At 35.8% G+C, this 16,835-nt stretch carries 16 protein-coding genes, 2 pseudogenes, 1 riboswitch and 1 other annotated feature; of the genes and pseudogenes, 14 read left to right on the forward strand and 4 right to left on the reverse strand.

Annotation, left to right across the window (positions count from 1 at the left end):
* Nucleotides 1-20: 20 nt before the first annotated feature.
* The 9 genes and pseudogenes from gltP (at nucleotide 21) to HRG09_RS04570 (ending at nucleotide 7,692) form a co-directional block, all read left to right on the forward strand.
* The gene (gltP, locus tag HRG09_RS04530; protein ID WP_174099560.1) at nucleotides 21-1,292 is read left to right on the forward strand and encodes a glutamate/aspartate:proton symporter GltP; all 1,272 of its coding nucleotides are present in this window, start codon (nucleotides 21-23) and stop codon (nucleotides 1,290-1,292) included.
* Between the two features lie 66 nt (nucleotides 1,293-1,358).
* On the forward strand, nucleotides 1,359-1,877 hold the full coding sequence (locus tag HRG09_RS04535; RefSeq protein WP_174099561.1) for a ribonuclease FAU-1 family protein: 519 nt from the start codon (nucleotides 1,359-1,361) through the stop codon (nucleotides 1,875-1,877).
* 151 nt (nucleotides 1,878-2,028) lie between these two features.
* A riboswitch (SAM riboswitch) is annotated at nucleotides 2,029-2,133 on the forward strand.
* A gap of 95 nt (nucleotides 2,134-2,228) precedes the next feature.
* Nucleotides 2,229-3,545: a Na+/H+ antiporter NhaC family protein gene (locus tag HRG09_RS04540; protein ID WP_174099562.1), complete on the forward strand. Its 1,317-nt coding sequence runs from the start codon at nucleotides 2,229-2,231 to the stop codon at nucleotides 3,543-3,545.
* 170 nt (nucleotides 3,546-3,715) lie between these two features.
* Nucleotides 3,716-4,072 carry a lmo0954 family membrane protein gene (locus tag HRG09_RS04545; RefSeq protein ID WP_174099563.1) on the forward strand — a complete coding sequence of 119 codons (357 nt, stop codon included), beginning with the start codon at nucleotides 3,716-3,718 and terminating at the stop codon, nucleotides 4,070-4,072.
* A 44-nt stretch (nucleotides 4,073-4,116) separates the two neighbouring features.
* Nucleotides 4,117-4,779, forward strand: a complete 663-nt coding sequence (locus HRG09_RS04550) for a PspA/IM30 family protein (RefSeq protein ID WP_174099564.1) — start codon at nucleotides 4,117-4,119, stop codon at nucleotides 4,777-4,779.
* Nucleotides 4,780-4,886: 107 nt separating this feature from the next.
* Nucleotides 4,887-5,627 (forward strand): cell wall-active antibiotics response protein LiaF, encoded by a 741-nt coding sequence (gene liaF / locus HRG09_RS04555; protein WP_174099565.1) that lies wholly within the window; start codon nucleotides 4,887-4,889, stop codon nucleotides 5,625-5,627.
* Entirely contained in the window at nucleotides 5,627-6,682 is a 1,056-nt protein-coding gene (locus tag HRG09_RS04560) for a sensor histidine kinase (RefSeq protein ID WP_174099566.1), read from the forward strand. The genes liaF and HRG09_RS04560 overlap by 1 nt, the downstream gene beginning before the upstream one ends.
* A complete protein-coding gene (locus tag HRG09_RS04565; RefSeq protein WP_174099567.1) occupies nucleotides 6,679-7,311 on the forward strand; it encodes a response regulator in 633 nt (210 codons plus the stop codon). Before HRG09_RS04560 ends, HRG09_RS04565 begins: the two co-directional genes overlap by 4 nt.
* Nucleotides 7,312-7,361: 50 nt before the next feature.
* Nucleotides 7,362-7,692, forward strand: a pseudogene (locus tag HRG09_RS04570) (DUF3992 domain-containing protein).
* Between the two features lie 25 nt (nucleotides 7,693-7,717).
* On the opposite strand, the gene brnQ3 reads toward HRG09_RS04570, so the two are convergent.
* Entirely contained in the window at nucleotides 7,718-9,073 is a 1,356-nt protein-coding gene (gene brnQ3, locus HRG09_RS04575; RefSeq protein WP_174099569.1) for a branched-chain amino acid transport system II carrier protein BrnQ3, read from the reverse strand.
* 59 nt (nucleotides 9,074-9,132) lie between these two features.
* Nucleotides 9,133-9,391: a binding site (T-box leader), on the reverse strand.
* A 43-nt stretch (nucleotides 9,392-9,434) separates the two neighbouring features.
* Nucleotides 9,435-10,975: pseudogene (locus HRG09_RS04580) on the reverse strand (bifunctional metallophosphatase/5'-nucleotidase).
* Nucleotides 10,976-11,305: 330 nt separating this feature from the next.
* On the opposite strand from HRG09_RS04580, the gene HRG09_RS04585 reads away from it, so the two are divergent.
* Entirely contained in the window at nucleotides 11,306-11,515 is a 210-nt protein-coding gene (locus tag HRG09_RS04585; RefSeq protein ID WP_174099683.1) for a hypothetical protein, read from the forward strand.
* 16 nt (nucleotides 11,516-11,531) lie between these two features.
* On the opposite strand, the gene HRG09_RS04590 is transcribed toward HRG09_RS04585, so the two are convergent.
* The gene (locus tag HRG09_RS04590; RefSeq protein ID WP_174099570.1) at nucleotides 11,532-12,323 is read right to left on the reverse strand and encodes a class I SAM-dependent methyltransferase; all 792 of its coding nucleotides are present in this window, start codon (nucleotides 12,321-12,323) and stop codon (nucleotides 11,532-11,534) included.
* A gap of 132 nt (nucleotides 12,324-12,455) precedes the next feature.
* Here HRG09_RS04590 and HRG09_RS04595 point away from each other — a divergent pair, with 132 nt between their 5' ends.
* Nucleotides 12,456-13,286: a YhfM domain-containing protein gene (locus HRG09_RS04595; RefSeq protein ID WP_217447927.1), complete on the forward strand. Its 831-nt coding sequence runs from the start codon at nucleotides 12,456-12,458 to the stop codon at nucleotides 13,284-13,286.
* A 53-nt stretch (nucleotides 13,287-13,339) separates the two neighbouring features.
* On the opposite strand, the gene HRG09_RS04600 is transcribed toward HRG09_RS04595, so the two are convergent.
* Complete coding sequence (locus HRG09_RS04600) at nucleotides 13,340-13,537, reverse strand: hypothetical protein (RefSeq protein ID WP_174099572.1); 198 nt, start codon at nucleotides 13,535-13,537, stop codon at nucleotides 13,340-13,342.
* 117 nt (nucleotides 13,538-13,654) lie between these two features.
* On the opposite strand from HRG09_RS04600, the gene HRG09_RS04605 reads away from it, so the two are divergent.
* From HRG09_RS04605 to hmpA, 3 genes are all read left to right on the forward strand, one after another.
* Nucleotides 13,655-14,752: a site-2 protease family protein gene (locus HRG09_RS04605; protein ID WP_174099573.1), complete on the forward strand. Its 1,098-nt coding sequence runs from the start codon at nucleotides 13,655-13,657 to the stop codon at nucleotides 14,750-14,752.
* Nucleotides 14,753-14,875: 123 nt separating this feature from the next.
* The gene (locus HRG09_RS04610) at nucleotides 14,876-15,391 is read left to right on the forward strand and encodes a hypothetical protein (RefSeq protein WP_174099574.1); all 516 of its coding nucleotides are present in this window, start codon (nucleotides 14,876-14,878) and stop codon (nucleotides 15,389-15,391) included.
* 230 nt (nucleotides 15,392-15,621) lie between these two features.
* The gene (gene hmpA / locus HRG09_RS04615) at nucleotides 15,622-16,830 is read left to right on the forward strand and encodes an NO-inducible flavohemoprotein (RefSeq protein WP_174099575.1); all 1,209 of its coding nucleotides are present in this window, start codon (nucleotides 15,622-15,624) and stop codon (nucleotides 16,828-16,830) included.
* The last annotated feature ends 5 nt before the right edge of the window (nucleotides 16,831-16,835 follow it).

Here is a 16,835-nt window from a genome sequence, read left to right on the forward strand (position 1 = left end):
AGAAGGGGGTTGCAGCAAGTATGAAAAGGATAGGACTTGCATGGCAAATTTTAATAGGACTTGCGCTTGGTATTGCAGTTGGGGCGATTTTTTATGGCAATACAGCAGTTGCAGGGTACTTACAACCAATTGGTGATATTTTCATCCGATTAATTAAAATGATTGTTGTACCGATTGTCGTAGCGAGCATCGTTGTTGGTGTTGCTGGCGTTGGTGATGTGAAAAAGCTAGGACGATTAGGTGGAAAGACAATTCTTTATTTTGAAATTATTACAACAGTTGCAATTGTTGTTGGTCTACTGGTAGCGAATATTTTCCAACCAGGAAAAGGCGTAAATATGGATGAGTTAACAAAGACAGATATTTCTAAATATACGCAAACGACAGAGCAAGTGCAGAGTCACTCTTTTGCTGATACATTTGTAAACATTGTTCCGACAAATATTGTAGAATCATTAGCAAAAGGTGATATGCTTGCTATTATTTTCTTCTCTGTACTATTTGGTTTAGGGATTGCAGCAATTGGTGAAAGAGGAAGACCGGTTCTTCAATTTTTCCAAGGTGTAGCGGATTCAATGTTTTATGTAACAAACCAAGTTATGAAATTCGCACCGTTTGGTGTATTCGCATTAATTGGTGTAACGGTTTCTAAATTTGGTCTTGCTTCATTAATTCCGTTAGGGAAATTAGTAATTGTCGTATATGGATCAATGATCTTCTTCGTTGTAGTAGTATTAGGTCTTACAGCGAAAATATTTGGTATTAACATTTTCCAATTCTTTAAGATCTTAAAAGATGAGCTTATTTTAGCGTATTCTACTGCAAGCTCAGAAACGGTTTTACCGAAAATCATGGAGAAAATGGAGAAGTTCGGTTGTCCGAAAGCGATTACATCTTTCGTTATTCCGACAGGTTATTCATTTAACTTAGATGGATCAACTTTATATCAAGCCATTGCAGCAATTTTCTTAGCGCAAATGTATGGCATTGATTTATCTCTCGCGCAGCAAGTTACATTATTGCTTGTATTAATGGTTACATCTAAAGGAATTGCGGGTGTACCAGGAGTATCGTTCGTTGTATTATTAGCAACACTTGGTACAGTAGGTATCCCGGCAGAAGGATTAGCATTTATCGCAGGTATTGACCGTATTTTAGATATGGCTCGTACAGCAGTTAACGTAGTAGGTAACTCTTTAGCAGCTGTTGTTATGTCTAAATGGGAAGGTCAATATGACGATGCAAAAGGACAAGCTTATTTAAAAGAGCTTTCCGAAAAACAGGCAGCTTAATAGCTATTGGCAGAGCCCCCGCATAAGATGTGGGGGCTTTTTTGCATAGAAAAGGGGTTAGGAATCATGAAACGAAAATATGGCGATGGCTCTACTTGGGAACGGTTAATAGAGAAAACATATGAAGTGAAGACAATTGAGCAAGGAATGTTAGGTGTGCTGCATATGCAAAAAGTGAAAGAGCCTAGCTATAAGCAATATAATAATCAAAAAATTTGTATTGTAAATGATGGGTACACATGGATGCAGTATTTTATAAACGATAAGAACTTTGCGATTACAGCTATGTTAAATGAAAAGAAGGAGTTAGTGCAGTTTTATATTGATGTAGCCAAAGAATATGAAGTAGATGAGAGAGGCATGCCGTATTTTGATGATCTCTATTTAGATGTGGTATTATTACCTAATGGTGATGTATATGTATTGGATGAAGATGAGTTAGAGGGAGCATATATAGCTGGGGATATTTCTAAAAAAGAATATCATGTAGCTTGGGATACAGCTAAGTGGATTATTACAACAATTGAAAAGAAAAAGTTTTTTTGGATCGAAATTTTAGAAATGGAAATTGAAAAATTAAAATGAGTATTTTTCTTATAGATTGCTTATTTTATTTCGTAATTCTGTATAAATATCGAAAAATGTAAAATATTCTCATACAAATAATAATTGACTTTTTATTCGTAAGCGAGTAAAGTTAGGGAGGAAATTATTATTAAAAATAAAATATGAAACCTTCTTATAAAGAGAGGCGGAGGGACTGGCCCTACGATGCCTCGGCAGCGGACTCACAACAGAGTGCTGTGCCAAATCCAGCAAGCATGTGCTTGACAGATGAGAAGAGTGTTTCTTATGAATGTATAAGACCTCTTCTTTTCGGAAGAGGTCTTTTGTTATGAGATAGAAAAGGTTTTAGAACTAGGGAGAGATGTTATTTTGAAACAAACGAAAGGGAATGGCTTAGCATTATTACCGCTTGGAATATTCTTAGCACTATTTATTGGTTCTGGAATTATTACAGGTGATTTTTATAAATTGCCGATACTTGTAGCAATCTTAATTGCTGTAGGGACTGCATTAGTGATGAATAGAAAAGAAAGCTTTACATCAAAAGTAGAACGGTTTGCCAAAGGAGCTGGTAATCCGGATATTATGATTATGGTGTTGATTTTTGTACTTGCGGGTGCGTTTTCTGAAACTGCAAAAGGAATGGGCGGGGTTGACTCTACAGTTAATTTAGCGCTATCTATTTTACCGCAAGGATTTATTGTTGCAGGCATTTTTGTTATAGGGGCCTTTATTTCACTAGCAATGGGAACTTCTATGGGGACTATTGCAGCGTTAGCGCCAATTGCAGTCGGGATTAGTCAGCAAACAGATATTTCGATTGCACTAGTAATGGCAACAGTTGTTGGCGGAGCGATGTTCGGTGATAATTTATCATTTATTTCTGATACAACAATTGCGGCCGTTCGCTCACAAGGAACAGAAATGAAGGATAAGTTTAAAACAAACTTTTTAATTGTATTGCCAGCTGCGATTATTACAATTGTATTATTGGTTATGCTTACACTTGGAAATGGTACCGAAATCAAAGTTCATGCATTCGATTGGGTGAAAATTTTACCATATGCGGGTGTGCTAATTACAGCATTACTTGGTTGGAATGTACTTATTGTATTAACGGGTGGAACAGTTTTATCAGGTATTATCGGTCTTATTGATGGTAGCTACACATTGGCAAGCTTCTTTAAAAGTGTAACAACGGGAATCAATGGCATGATGGAGCTAGTGCTCTTATCGATTTTAATTGGTGGAATGGTCGAACTAATTCAATATAATGGTGGTATTCAGTATTTAATGGACGTATTAACACGTAATATTCGTTCGAAAAAAGGTGCTGAATTTGGAATTGCTGGTTTAGTTAGTATGACGAATATGTGTACTGCTAATAATACAATTTCTATTATTTTTACCGGACCACTTGCAAAAAAAATTGCAGATCAATATGAAATTGATCCTCGAAAATCGGCGAGTGTGTTAGATCTATTTTCATGCTGTGTACAAGGATTAGTTCCATATGGGGCTCAAATGTTAACCGCGGCAGGTTTTGCAGCATTGTCACCGGTTGAATTGTTACCATATGCGTTTTATCCAATTTTAGTTGGGGTATGTGGTATAGTTTCTACTTTAATTGGTTTTCCAAGGTTTTCAAAAGTAGCGAAAAAAAAGCAATATCATAAAACAGCATAAAGAAAAAGGGTGCCTTATACGAGGCATCCTTTTTCTTTATATCTACCTTAATATAAGACTGACTTGGAATAGGTCTTAAGTCTGATTAGAAAACGGTTCTTAAGCTCGTTATGGAAAAATGAAAAAATAGTTAAGATAAGAGTATCAAATCGAAGGGAGGCGAGCACAAGATGAAACAATTTTTAGCGTTTATCGCAGCCGGTATTTTGGCTTTAATTGCTCTTGGTAGTCTTGCTGGGATTGTAGGATTTGCAATTGGAGCAGGAATTGTGTACTGGAGCTATAAATTATTTGTGCGGACACAATCATTTTTGGGGAAGTTAGCTTGGGGGATTGTCGGTTTAATCGGCTTGTCAATTGCTCTTTCCCATTCTCCAGCATTAATCGGTATCGTAGCGTTAGTCGTTCTATACTACGGATACCGTGAGTGGAAAAAAGATAAAGATGCAGTAGTTGATTCTACTTCAGAAAGTTCTAAACCATATAGCAACTTTGAAGATGAGTGGAACCAGTTAATGAAAAACTAATATAAAACAATATAAATCATAAAGTAGAAGAGAGGAAGATTAGAATGAAACAATCTTTATTCGGACGTGTACGTGATGCAATTTTAGCAGATTTTCATAATGTTTTAGATGAGAAAGAAAGAAAAAATCCAATTGCTATGTTAAATCAATATTTACGCGATAGTGAGCGTGAAGTAACAAAAATTGAAAAATTAATTCAGCGCCATAAAACATTAAAATCTAACTTTGCTCGTGAACTTGAGCAGGCTCGTTATTTCGTAAATAAGAGATCAAAGCAGGCGATCATCGCACAAGAAGCAGGGGAAATGCAACTACATGAACGTGCGTTAGAAGAAGTAGCATATTATGAAGGGCAAGTCGCTCGTCTAGAGGAAATGTATGCAGGTGTATTGGAACAAATTGATGAGTTAGAACGTCGTCTTTCTGAAATGAAGAATAAGTTAAAAGAAATGAATGCAAAGCGTATGGAATTAATGGCTCGCGAAAATATGGCTCATGCCAACCGTCGCATGAATACGGCTCTTCATAAAATGGATGAGAATAATCCGTTCTTACGATTTGAAGAAATTGAAGATCACATTCGTGATTTAGAGCTTCGCATGAATGAAGAGCATGAGCGTGATACATTTGATATGAAAATTGCAAAACTGGAACGCGAAATGAAAGAAAAAAATGAAGTATCTTTAGACAAAGAAGTAATAAAATAATTGTAGTATATTATAAAACGAGCTTATGATATAGTGATAGAAGAAAAGGTGTTGGAAAGCAATACCTTTTTCTTCTATTTATATGTAACAAGAAGGGAGGAGCTGAAATGAAGAAACAATTTTCTAAATCACAACTAGTGGGGATGCTCCTCATCATATTTGGATTTGGTCTTTTTCTTGATATGGTTCTCGGACATTTTGAACCAGGTGCTCTTATCTTTGCATTTATTATGATTATGTTCGGGAGACATTATCGAAAAAAGAATCGATATGTGAGAGGGAATGTGTTTTTATTTGTCGGAGGGATTGTTTTTTTATTCTTCCTGTTTTCATCAGCGGCCTTCGTACTCGTTGTATTTGCTTGCTTAGCCTTCATCGGCTATCAGCTTATTCAAGGACAACAAAAGCCAAAAACTGTAAAGGTGGAAATTAAGGAAAAAGGATATATAGATGAAGAAAAACAAATCTATCGAACAGAACCATATCTTAAGAACATAATGCTTGGGAACATAAGAATGATGGACCACATTTATGAGTTAGAAGATATTAATGTCCAGTACGGAGTCGGTGATGTTGAAATTGATTTGACGACGGCGATGATTCCAGAAGGGGAAACGGTCATTGTTATTCGTGGCGTTATTGGTAACATTCGTTTGTATGTTCCATATGATATTGAACTATCTTTAAATCATTCTGTCATCATGGGAAGAGTTTTACTTCCAGGGCATGAAGAAACAGGTTTTAATCGAAATGTTACGTTTAAGACAGAACAGTACAAAGAAGCTCCACGCCGTATTAAAATTATTTCTTCGCTTGTCGTAGGCGATACGGAAGTGAGGAAAGTATAATGAAAAAGCAAGGAAATATTTCATGGATGTATATTCGTTATTCTATGTTATCTTCTGTTAGTATTGCACTTATTTGTACAGTTGTATATGTGTGGAAAAGTGGGCAAGAAGTATATGATTTATTATGGAAAGAATCCATTGCTTCTGTTCCAATTGGCTTGTTAATTATAAGTACAAGTCTTCTTATGGGCGGAATTGTAGGGTATGCGATTGGTTATTATATGCAGCAACGTATTCAAGGCTTGAATACTTTCTTGTTTGAAGTAGAGCGTGGGAATTTCCCAAAGGATGTTTCGTTTACTGCGGAAGATGAATTTCATGAAGTAGAGCGAAAAGTAATTGCGCTTGCTCGAAGATTAGAGGAACAGGCTGGGTTATTTCAAAAGGTAACGAATGAACGAGCTCATTGGAATGAAGAAATGAGACAAGAAGCGATTTCACAAGAAAGGCATCGACTAGCAAGGGAACTGCATGATTCAGTGAGTCAGCAGCTTTTTGCAATGTCTATGATGATGTCAGCGATTAATGAACAGGTAGATCATATGCCAGAAACAACCCAAAAGCAATTGCAACTTGTGGAAAATATGGTTGTAAATGCGCAATCGGAAATGAGAGCATTACTCCTGCATTTACGTCCTGTACAATTAGAAGGTAAAAAGTTAACAGAAGGCATCGAAGAACTGCTAACAGAACTTTCAAGAAAACAACATATGAAAATAGAATGGTTGATTGAACCGATTCAATTACAAAAAGGTGTGGAAGATCATTTATTCCGTATTGTACAAGAGGCATTGTCTAATACATTACGGCATGCAAAAGCAAAGAAAACGGAGGTACGTCTGCGCCAAATCGATCAGTATGCGATTTTGAAAATCATTGATGATGGTGTTGGATTTGAGGTAGGTGTCAATAAAGCTGGATCATACGGCTTAAGGTCTATTCAAGAGCGTGTCCATGAAATTGGTGGAACGTTAAAAGTGCTTAGTTTTCCAAATAAAGGTACACAGATTGAGGTGAAGGTACCAATTATGATAGAGAGAGGGGGAGGATTATGATTAAAGTATTGCTTGTTGATGATCATGAAATGGTGCGAATGGGTGTATCAGCATATTTATCAACTCAACCGGATATTGAGGTAGTCGGGGAAGCGGAAAATGGAAGAAAAGGTTCGGAACTAGCGTTAGAATTAAGGCCGGATATTATTTTAATGGATCTTGTTATGGATGAAATGGATGGTGTTGAGGCAACACGTGCCATTATTCAAGAATGGCCTGAAGCGAAAATTGTAGTCGTAACGAGCTTTTTAGATGATGAAAAATTATATCCTGTCATTGAAGCAGGTGCGACCAGTTATTTATTAAAAACCTCGAGAGCAAGCGATATCGCAGATGCCGTACGAGCAACTTATGATGGGGAAACGGTGTTGGAGCCGAAAGTTACTGGGAAAATGATGTCTCGTATGCGTCAAAAGAAAGAACAACCTCTTCATGAAGATTTAACAGAACGAGAGTCTGAAATTTTATTATTAATTGCAGAGGGAAAAAGTAATCAAGAAATCGCGGATGAACTATTTATTGCACTCAAAACGGTGAAGACACATGTTAGTAATATATTAAATAAGTTGAATGTAAGTGATCGTACGCAGGCGGTTATTTATGCATTTAGACATCAATTAACGAAATAAGATGAACTTCCACTGGAAATGACTTGTTTCATTAGTGGGAGTTTTCTTTATTGACGCATCTATTTGAAAGCGTTATCATTCCATTAGAAACACTACATACAAAGGGGGAGATAGTGTATGTTAGTTCAAACAATATTTGAAAAGAATAAAAAAGAAAAGTTGAGAAATTATGTGAATGCATTGCAAGCACTTCAGGAGCAATTGGATGTAGAAACAGATTGTATAGCAATCATTGAAGCGACAGAAGAATATTATTTATTTTTAGTAAAACAAATAGAATGTTATGATGTTGTAAAAGTAGAAACAGTTGATACGAATCTTGAATATTATACAAAAGTATATAAAGTAAGTAGTTTTAGTCGTATGACTTACCAAATGTAAAAAAACTCCCGAAATGGGAGTTTTTTTAGGACACTCTACGTTCAGAGGAATCTTCTATTAATGGTACAGGCTTTTCTCCCTGTAGTTTTGCAATGACAAGACCGATCATTGCTCCAGTAAGTGCTGGTAAGAGCCAGCCGATTCCTTCAGTATATAGTGGAATATATTCAAAGTAAGAAGTAATGGATGTAACAGATACGTTTCCTTGTTTTAAGCCATCAAATATACTTATGACTGCAGCTCCAATTAAAGCGCCAACGTAAACAGAGCGGTAACCGCCGAAATATTTATGAAGTAGCGATAAGAGTACAAGTACGATAGCAATTGGATATACAACAAGTAAAACGGGTACAGAAATCGCAATGATTTTTGTTAATCCTAAGTTTGCTACTAAAAGTCCTAAGCCGCAAATCACACTTGCCAAAGTTTTGTATGAAAATTTTGTAAATAAAGTTGAGAAATATTGGCTGCATGCTGATACAAGTCCAACGCATGTTGTTAAGCAAGCAAGTGTTACGATAACAGCTAGTAAAGAAAGGCCGTATGGACCAAATAACTGTTGAACGATAACGGTAAGTAATTGCCCACCATTTTTTGCATACCCAAGTGAAACACTAGTTACACCTAGCCATCCAAGTGCTCCGTATACAAGAACGAGTCCTGTAGCTGCAATCAGCCCTGCTTTTGTCGTTGCGATTGCAACTGCCTTGCGATCTTTTACACCTTTTGAGCGGATTGCATTCACGACGATAATTCCAAATGCAAGAGCCGAAATTGTATCCATTGTTAAATAGCCTTCCATAAATCCTTTGAAAATCGGAGAAGATTGATATTCTTGCATTGCTGGACCTGATTCCCCAAGTGGTGTAAACACACTTTTTATAAATAAAAAGAAAATAGAAAGTAATAAGATAGGCGTTAATACATTACCAATTCGATCTACTAATTTAGAAGGGTTTAAACTTAGCCAATATACAATCGCGAAGAAAATAACAGTATACGTCAATAATGCTAATCCGCTTGTGCGAATATCTGTTGGTAAAAAAGAACCTACACCCATCTCGTATGCAACGTTTGCAACGCGAGGTATTCCCATAGATGGACCAATTGCAATATAGACGACAACGGTAAAGAAGATTCCGAATATTGGGTGAACATGACTTGCCAGCTGCTGCATTCCATTACCTGAAAGAGAGATTGCGATAACAGTTAATAGTGGTAATCCCACCCCTGTTAGTAAAAAGCCAAGCATGGCTGGCCAAAAGTGCTCACCAGCATTTTGTCCAAGCATTGGAGGGAAAATTAAATTACCTGCTCCAAAAAATAAAGAAAATAGCATAAGACCTGTGGAAAAAACATGTTTTTTTGATACAGTGTTCATTGTTTTTCCTCCTTTTTATAAAAATTTATTTGTAAGAACACAAAAAACTCGCCCCTTAATAAAGGGACGAGTTATATTTACCCGCGATACCACCCTAGTTCATACATGTAGAAATACATCTATATGTATGCGGCTTTACAACGTACAACATGATACGTGTTCCTTGTAACGGGGGACGACCGGTAAGAACTTACTACATCGTTCGGTTCTACTTCTCGGAGATGATTTTCGGTTACGTACTGAACATTGGCTTTCAGCAAAATGCCAACTCTCTGGGGAACAGCCCTATAACGTACTCGTTCTCTTCAATGAATTTTGTTCAAGTATTCTGACAGTATTTTCACATGTTTTTTTTATAAAGTCAATAGTTTTTTTGAATAAAGTTTTGAGAAAGTGCATCTATATGAGAGATGGACCGGATATAATCTGCAAAAGCTTCCTGATCTGTCGGGCCTTCCGTACGATTTTTTCCCGATTGAAATGTTATAAATTTATCTCCTCCATTTGCTAAAAAAGAATTGACTACAACGGAGTATGTTTGATCATCTCGTAATGGTGTTCCATCCTCTAAGAAAATAGATTGGGTGATGCTATTTTTCCAAGTATAGCGAATACCTGAAGTTTGTAGCATACGAGTTTCCTCTTTCCATTGCTCTTGTAAAATATTTCGGATATCTTTTCCTGATAAATCCATTTTGATTAACTTATTACCAAATGGCTGTATCAGGAAAGAATCTTCCCATGTAATGATCCCTTTTTTTAAATTATGGCGGATGGTTCCAGGATTTACGAAAGAAATATCTGCTTGCATAGTTTGACGCTGAGCTATCGCAAGAAAAGTTCCCAATTTTGATTCACCGTGTTCATTTTGATCTCGTGTTAACTCATATTCGGTTACGCCCAGTTGTTCATCTACTTTAGATTGAATTTTTGTGGTGTAGGAATCAATCCAGCTTTTTGTATGTAAATCAGGAGAAAGTGTATGTTGATAGACTGGGACAATTGTTGCATCTTTCTTCGTAATATCTTTTGTTTGACGATTTAATGTAGCAGTTACGCTTGAAAAGGCTTTTCCATATGAGTATGCTTGCACAAGTAGTTTTCCGTTTACCTTTCCATTTATATAGGAGTGGCTGTGCCCACCGAATATAATATCAACGTCAGTATCTAGCTGATTTGCTAAATCAGCTAAAGCTCCGTTTGTGTTACCGTCTATTGTACTACCACCAAGGTGGGCAAGAATAACAAATGCATGAATCCCTTTCTTTTGTAGTTGCTGTACATAGAAATTAATGGAAGAAGCTTCATCCAAAAAGAAGATAGAGGACATATTCGTATGCATGGTTAGAAATGGAGTATCTTTTGTAACGACACCAATGAAGGCAATTGGAATACCATCAATCCATTTAATTGTATAAGGAGAGAAGAGTGGCTGTTTCGTACTACTATCTAACACATTGGCGCATACATAAGGAAATGAACTACCTGAAAACGAATTTTTTTGTGTAGTGAGTTCACCATTAATTAGTTGTTGCAGAACAGTAGGCCCTTTATCAAATTCATGGTTCCCTATTGTGCCAACATCAAATTGAAGATGATTTAAAAATTCCATCGTTGGTTCATCATGAAACAGTGCTGAAATCGGAGGGCTCCCGCCAATCACATCTCCTGTATGAACAAGTAAGGTGTTAGGGGGTTCTTATCGCGGTAGGATTGAATATAAGCAGCTAGGTAATCAGCGCGTCCTACAGCTTTACTATGCAATGTTGAAGTGGTATTTAATTGGCCGTGAAAGTCATTGAGTCCAAGAATTTGCACGGATACGTCGATAGGTGGAGAAGGATAGAATGGAGAGGAAAAAATCAGTTGGATAAGAAAAGGGAGTAATAGAAAATAGTTCATATTAACACTCCTCTATTAAACTTATTTTAGGTTGTAGATTTTTATCACGCTATTTGCGGACAGTAGCATTTCCATCTCAAAATTAAGCGGTTAGATAGGTGATGAGAGGTCTGTAAAAGTTCGATTGGTGAAGGGTGATTAAAGTTTCACTTTATTGTATGAGGAGTGAGAGGGAATCTTTTGTAAAAAGTACGTAAAAATATAAAGGGAATGTAAAGTTTTTTGAGAAATATGACAATTTAAATGAGAAAGCAGGAATCTTTTTTATCGATAGAGAATAATACTACAATCCACTTGCTGGAAAGAACAAACCAAAAAGAGGTGACGGAAATGCTTGCGATGGGTGTATTGTTTGGAATTATAGTAATTTGTGGTTTCATATGGTTATATTATGCGCGTTCTTTTAAACAAGCAGAAGTGTTACTCTTTCAAAAAGGAAGTTTGTTGACAAGTCAATCTAGATATTTAGTATGTTCCAAGTGTGGAAGTGCACAGGCCAGAAGTGGAGGATATCAAGAGTGTTGCAAAATTAGGTTATGAAAGAAGCCTCACAAAATTATGTGGGGCTTTCTTCAGATTTTGTGGCACTCCAAATGGTCCAGCGATCTTGTTCGATAATTGGAGCTATGTTGTGTAGCTTAGTATGAATATGATGCAGAAGCTGAGAAAGTTCATTATCCGTTAACTCGTATAAAATAGATCGACCTGTTCGTGGTGATAAATCTTGTAGTAGTGCTTCGATGGAATCATGGATTTTTCGTATTTCCCACATTGTTTGAAGTGGAAGTGGGTGCATGCCGTTTTGTGCTATTAATTCCTGTATATGCGTTGCTTTTGGTCTTCGCTTTTCCTCTATTTGAATGAGCTTAGGATAGATGGAGAAAAAATATCCACGAATATGTTCTAGGCTTCCTGGAATCGTACAATCTTCGATGGTGCGATCTTGAAGAATAAGCATTCCATCTTTCTTTAAGATACGTGAGGCTTCTTGCAAAAATTTCGGGATGTCTTGTAAATGATGGATAACAGCACGGGAAATCACAATATCAAAAGTTTCATTAGTAAACGGCATATGCTGGGCATCACCGTGAACGAATGAGATGTTTTGGAAGGAAGTGCAATTTTTTGTTGCTGCTTGCAACATCTTTTCGGAAAAATCGAAACCAACGACATTGCTAGCTCCCATAAGAGCTAGTTCTTTCGTATAAATACCACCACCGCAGCCAATATCGACTATATTTTTATCGCTTACATTAATTATACTTTGGATCATTTGGCGCCAAGAAAGATCTGCATTCCGTGTAGCGTAGGTGTACTTATTATTCGCGTCATGAAAGTTAATAGACATATGAAAACCCCCCTTCGTGTTTATTATATCTCATTTCAACATACATAACGTTTTTGTTTCATTTTGGGTAACAATAAGCTTTTCTTATTGTTCTAGATAGGAGGATTTGGAGTGAGCAGAAAATGTTTGTTAATGGTATTCATTTTTTTATTAGTATCGTGTAGCCAAGTTGAACAAAAAAAGGAGAAAAAACAAGTAGAAGAGACGGTGAATTCTATGCAGGAAAGTATACAAGTAACAATTATGCAGAAAGGAAAAATCGAAAAGATTTTAAAACAAGAGGAAGCAAAAAAAGTAGTAAATATTATTAATAAGGCTGAAAAACAACAAATAACAGGGAGTTTTGGAGAGCCAGAGTACGAAATTCAAATTGAGAACAACGGAAAGAAGAAAACATATCGCGCATGGTTAAGAGGAGAAGATCGGAAAGGGTGGTTACAAGATGAAAAAGGTACGTATATGCTTACAAAATCTGATACGGAACAACTTTTATCTATACTTCCATTAGCTCCGGAATCAACAAGTGATGATACAAAAGTGAATGTATTAACAGAAGTGACAAAAAAGGATTTGCAAATTACTGCTTTTCACATTAAAACAAATGAAAAGAACATAAATTATACAGTATTTTATACGATTTCGGATTATTTATATAAAATATTGGAAAAAGAAAGAGAATACTATTTTCAGTTGACTTTTCCTGCTAAAGTACAACAAGTGATTGGAAAGACAACAAGTGAAATCATGAAAGGCGAGAAAGTGAAAGAGGGATATAAACAATATGAAGTGAATATTGTTGTACCAATAGAGAATGCATCAGCTTCTCAAATAAAAGCATTAGAAACTTACTATGATAATTATGATCTACAAGTATTGAATCATAAAAAAGAAAAAGTAGGTGCATTTCAAAATATTATTCAAATTGTAAAAGATTATGGTGAAAAAATGAATTTACAAAGATAGCGAAACTCTTTCCTAGGAAATGATAATAGAGTGAACCGAAAAGGTTCACTCTATTATTTTGTTTTTGTAGATAGCTCATTTAGTGATTTTCGTGTAATAAGATAGGAAATCATAAGAGCAGAAAGAATAATAAGAATAATAAATAGATGCTTTGGTAACAAATCTAATAGTAAGACGTAGCCAACGGTATAAAAGATTAGTGACGAAGCTAAAAAGGAAAGAGTGCTAATCATGAAAGATTGTAATGTCATTTTTTTCTACCTCCTTTCGTTATTAGTTTTGGCTAAAATTGGATGAAATAAACGTGATTTCCAATAAAAGAAAAAAATATGGCATAATAGAGAAAAAGAAAGAGGAAGGAGAGAGGTATGAAAAATAATACAAAAGGATTATGGGGAATTGTAGCGGCCGTAGGCATATTTTTGCTTTCTAAGTTGAAATGGGTATTTGCGATTTTTAAACTCGCAAAATTTTCAACAGTATTTAGTATGCTATTATCACTTGGGGCATATGCGGCTATATATGGATGGAAATTTGGTGTAGCACTGATTTATCTGCTTTTTGTTCATGAAATGGGACATTTGTGGGCAGCGAAACGAAAAGGTATACCTACGTCTCCAGCAATCTTTATTCCGTTTATGGGTGCTCTTATTGGAATGAAAGAGATGCCAAAAAACGCAAAGGATGAGGCTTACCTTGCTTATATGGGCCCTCTTTTTGGTCTGTTATCATTTTTACCAGCAATTCCGCTCTATATGATAACAAAGGAACCATTTTGGGCTCTTGTTATTTTACTTGGAAGTATGTTGAACTTTTTTAACTTGATTCCAGTTTCTCCGCTAGACGGGGGACGAATTATTTCTGTTGTAAGTACAAAAATTTGGATGCTAGGTCTCGCTGTATTACTTGGATATTCTATTTTCTTTAAGAGTATTATGGGTGGGTTCATCTTTATAATCGGTTGTATGGAGCTCTATCGGGTGATGAAGCGAAATAAACCAATTGAAGAATTAGGATATAAAGTAGATGTGATGAGAGTTTATCTTGCGAAACTTCAAGAAGAACTAGAGGAAACAGAAGCTGTTCACCGAACGCTCTATATGATCCATCATGAAATGAAGCTGTTAAAACAAAAAGAAAAAGAGAAGCAACTAGAAGTAGGAGAGCGTCAAAAGATTGAAGTGTTGGAGTACGTATTACCAAAATTTGAACCGCTTGACTATGTACCATATGAAGATGAAAAAGAAGAATATTTCATTCGGATAAGAGAAGCTTTAGAAGTCTCAGAAAGAAAAATGAACGAATGGGGAAAAGAAAAGAAACAACAAGAAGATTATTATAAAGTAGATGCTAAAACAAGGTGGACGGTGTTTGCTTATTATATTGGTTTACTTGCGATACTTGGTTACACTGCTTATGAAGGATATGCAATTTTACAAGAATATTTGCCACAGCGAAATGTGTAGAAAAACAGTGTCGAAATGGTCAGAAGAATTTATACAGGAATTTTGCTTCTACAAGAGAATGTTACAAATATAACGGCATATAGAAATAGATGTAACATTCATGGTAGAAAAGGAGTTTGGTGTATGAAGAGAGTGTGGGCGATACTTGGAATTGTGATTGTGATGGGCATTACAAGTTATAGTTTAATGAGAGTATTGTTACATTATGCAAGTAAACCTGTTGGAATATCTGCACTGCCGCAAGTAGAAGATGTGCAAGAAAAGAAAAAAGTATTGCAATTCATCCGCACGACACACGAAGATTATAACAATCTCTTAAATTATGGAAAGGCTGAGAGATATACGGAAGGGGATTGGAACCATCTCGTACAGTGGTTTCAAAAACAAGAACCGTCTTTAAAAGATATACATAGGGAAATAAAGGATGAAAAGATAAAGCGGGATGTAAGGAGAAGCTATGAGATATTGAAAAAGGGCATAGAAGTTCGGAAGATTGAATATGTAGTGTATGCTCATCGTGTTTATCACGACTTGGATATTTTAGTAAATAAATATACGGGTGAAACAAATATATGGGGATATACAGAGTTTGGAAATGGAAAAGATATAAAAGTGATTGAACAAATTTTGCAAACTTAGTAATAAGCTAGCTAAGATATTGGTTAGCTTTGTTTCTTTTGGGAAAGATAGGAAAGCATTGAAGATGAGTATTAAATTAGTGTCTCACTAGTGTACGTAATGAAAGTCAAATTTAAATCGTTCATACATTTTTCACAAAAACACCATGTTTATAGTGATTAAAATCACAACTTTCCATTTTGGCTTCGTTTACAATAACAATATACAAGGAAATAGAGGAGTGGGATATAATGTTAAGTGAAAAAACAATTGAAATTGTAAAATCAACAGTACCATTATTACAAGAAAAAGGTGTTGAAATTACAACGAGATTTTATCAAATTATGTTCTCGGAACATCCTGAATTATTAAATATTTTTAATCATACAAACCAGAAAATAGGAAGACAGCAACAGGCATTAGCAAGTGCAGTGTATGCAGCAGCAACGTATATTGATAATTTAGAAACTATTATTCCTGTTGTAAAACAAATTGGTCATAAACATAGAAGTTTAGGAATTAAAGCAGAACACTATTCAATTGTCGGAAAATGTTTACTACAAGCAATTAAAGAGGTTGCAGAAGCACCACAAGAAGTGTTAGATGCTTGGGGAGAAGCGTATGGCGTAATTGCGGATGCGTTTATTAGCATCGAAGCAGAAATGTATGAAGAAGCGGCAAAAAAAGAAGGCGGTTGGAAAGATTTCCGTAACTTTGTCGTTGTGAAGAAAGAGAAAGAAAGCGATGTGATTACATCGTTCTATTTAAAACCAGAAGATGGAGAGGAGTTATCGTCATTCTTACCAGGTCAGTATGTAACGGTTCAAATAAATATAAACGGTGAAACGTATACACATAATCGTCAATATAGTTTATCGGACGCTCCTGGAAAAGGCTACTATCGTATTAGTGTAAAACGGGAGACAGCTGCAGAGACACCGGATGGAAAGATATCTAATTATTTACACGATTATGTTCAAGAGGGAGATATATTGCCACTAAGTGCACCGGCAGGGGACTTTGTATTAAATATGGATTCAAACTTACCAGTTGTATTAATTAGTGGTGGTGTAGGTATCACGCCAATGATGAGCATGTTAAATACATTGGTTAAGCAAACTTCAAATCGAAAGGTATACTTTATTCATGCAGCATTAAATAGCAACGTGCATGCGATGAAAGAGCACGTGCAGGAGATAGAGAAAGATTATGAACAAGTAGAAGCATACACTTGTTACTCTTCACCAACAGAACAAGATTTACAAGCGAAAAACTTTGATAAAGAAGGTTTTGTTGATTTAGATTGGTTACAATCAATTATTCCTACAAATGAAGCGGACTTTTATTTCTGCGGCCCGGTATCATTTATGAAGCATATTAATAAGGCTTTAGTAGAATGGGAAGTTTCACCTGAACACATTCATTATGAATTTTTCGGACCGGCAGCAAGCTTAGCATAAAGCAC

Source organism: Bacillus sp. Xin1, from assembly GCF_013314535.1.
In the GTDB taxonomy this organism is placed as follows: Bacteria; Bacillota; Bacilli; order Bacillales; family Bacillaceae_G; genus Bacillus_A.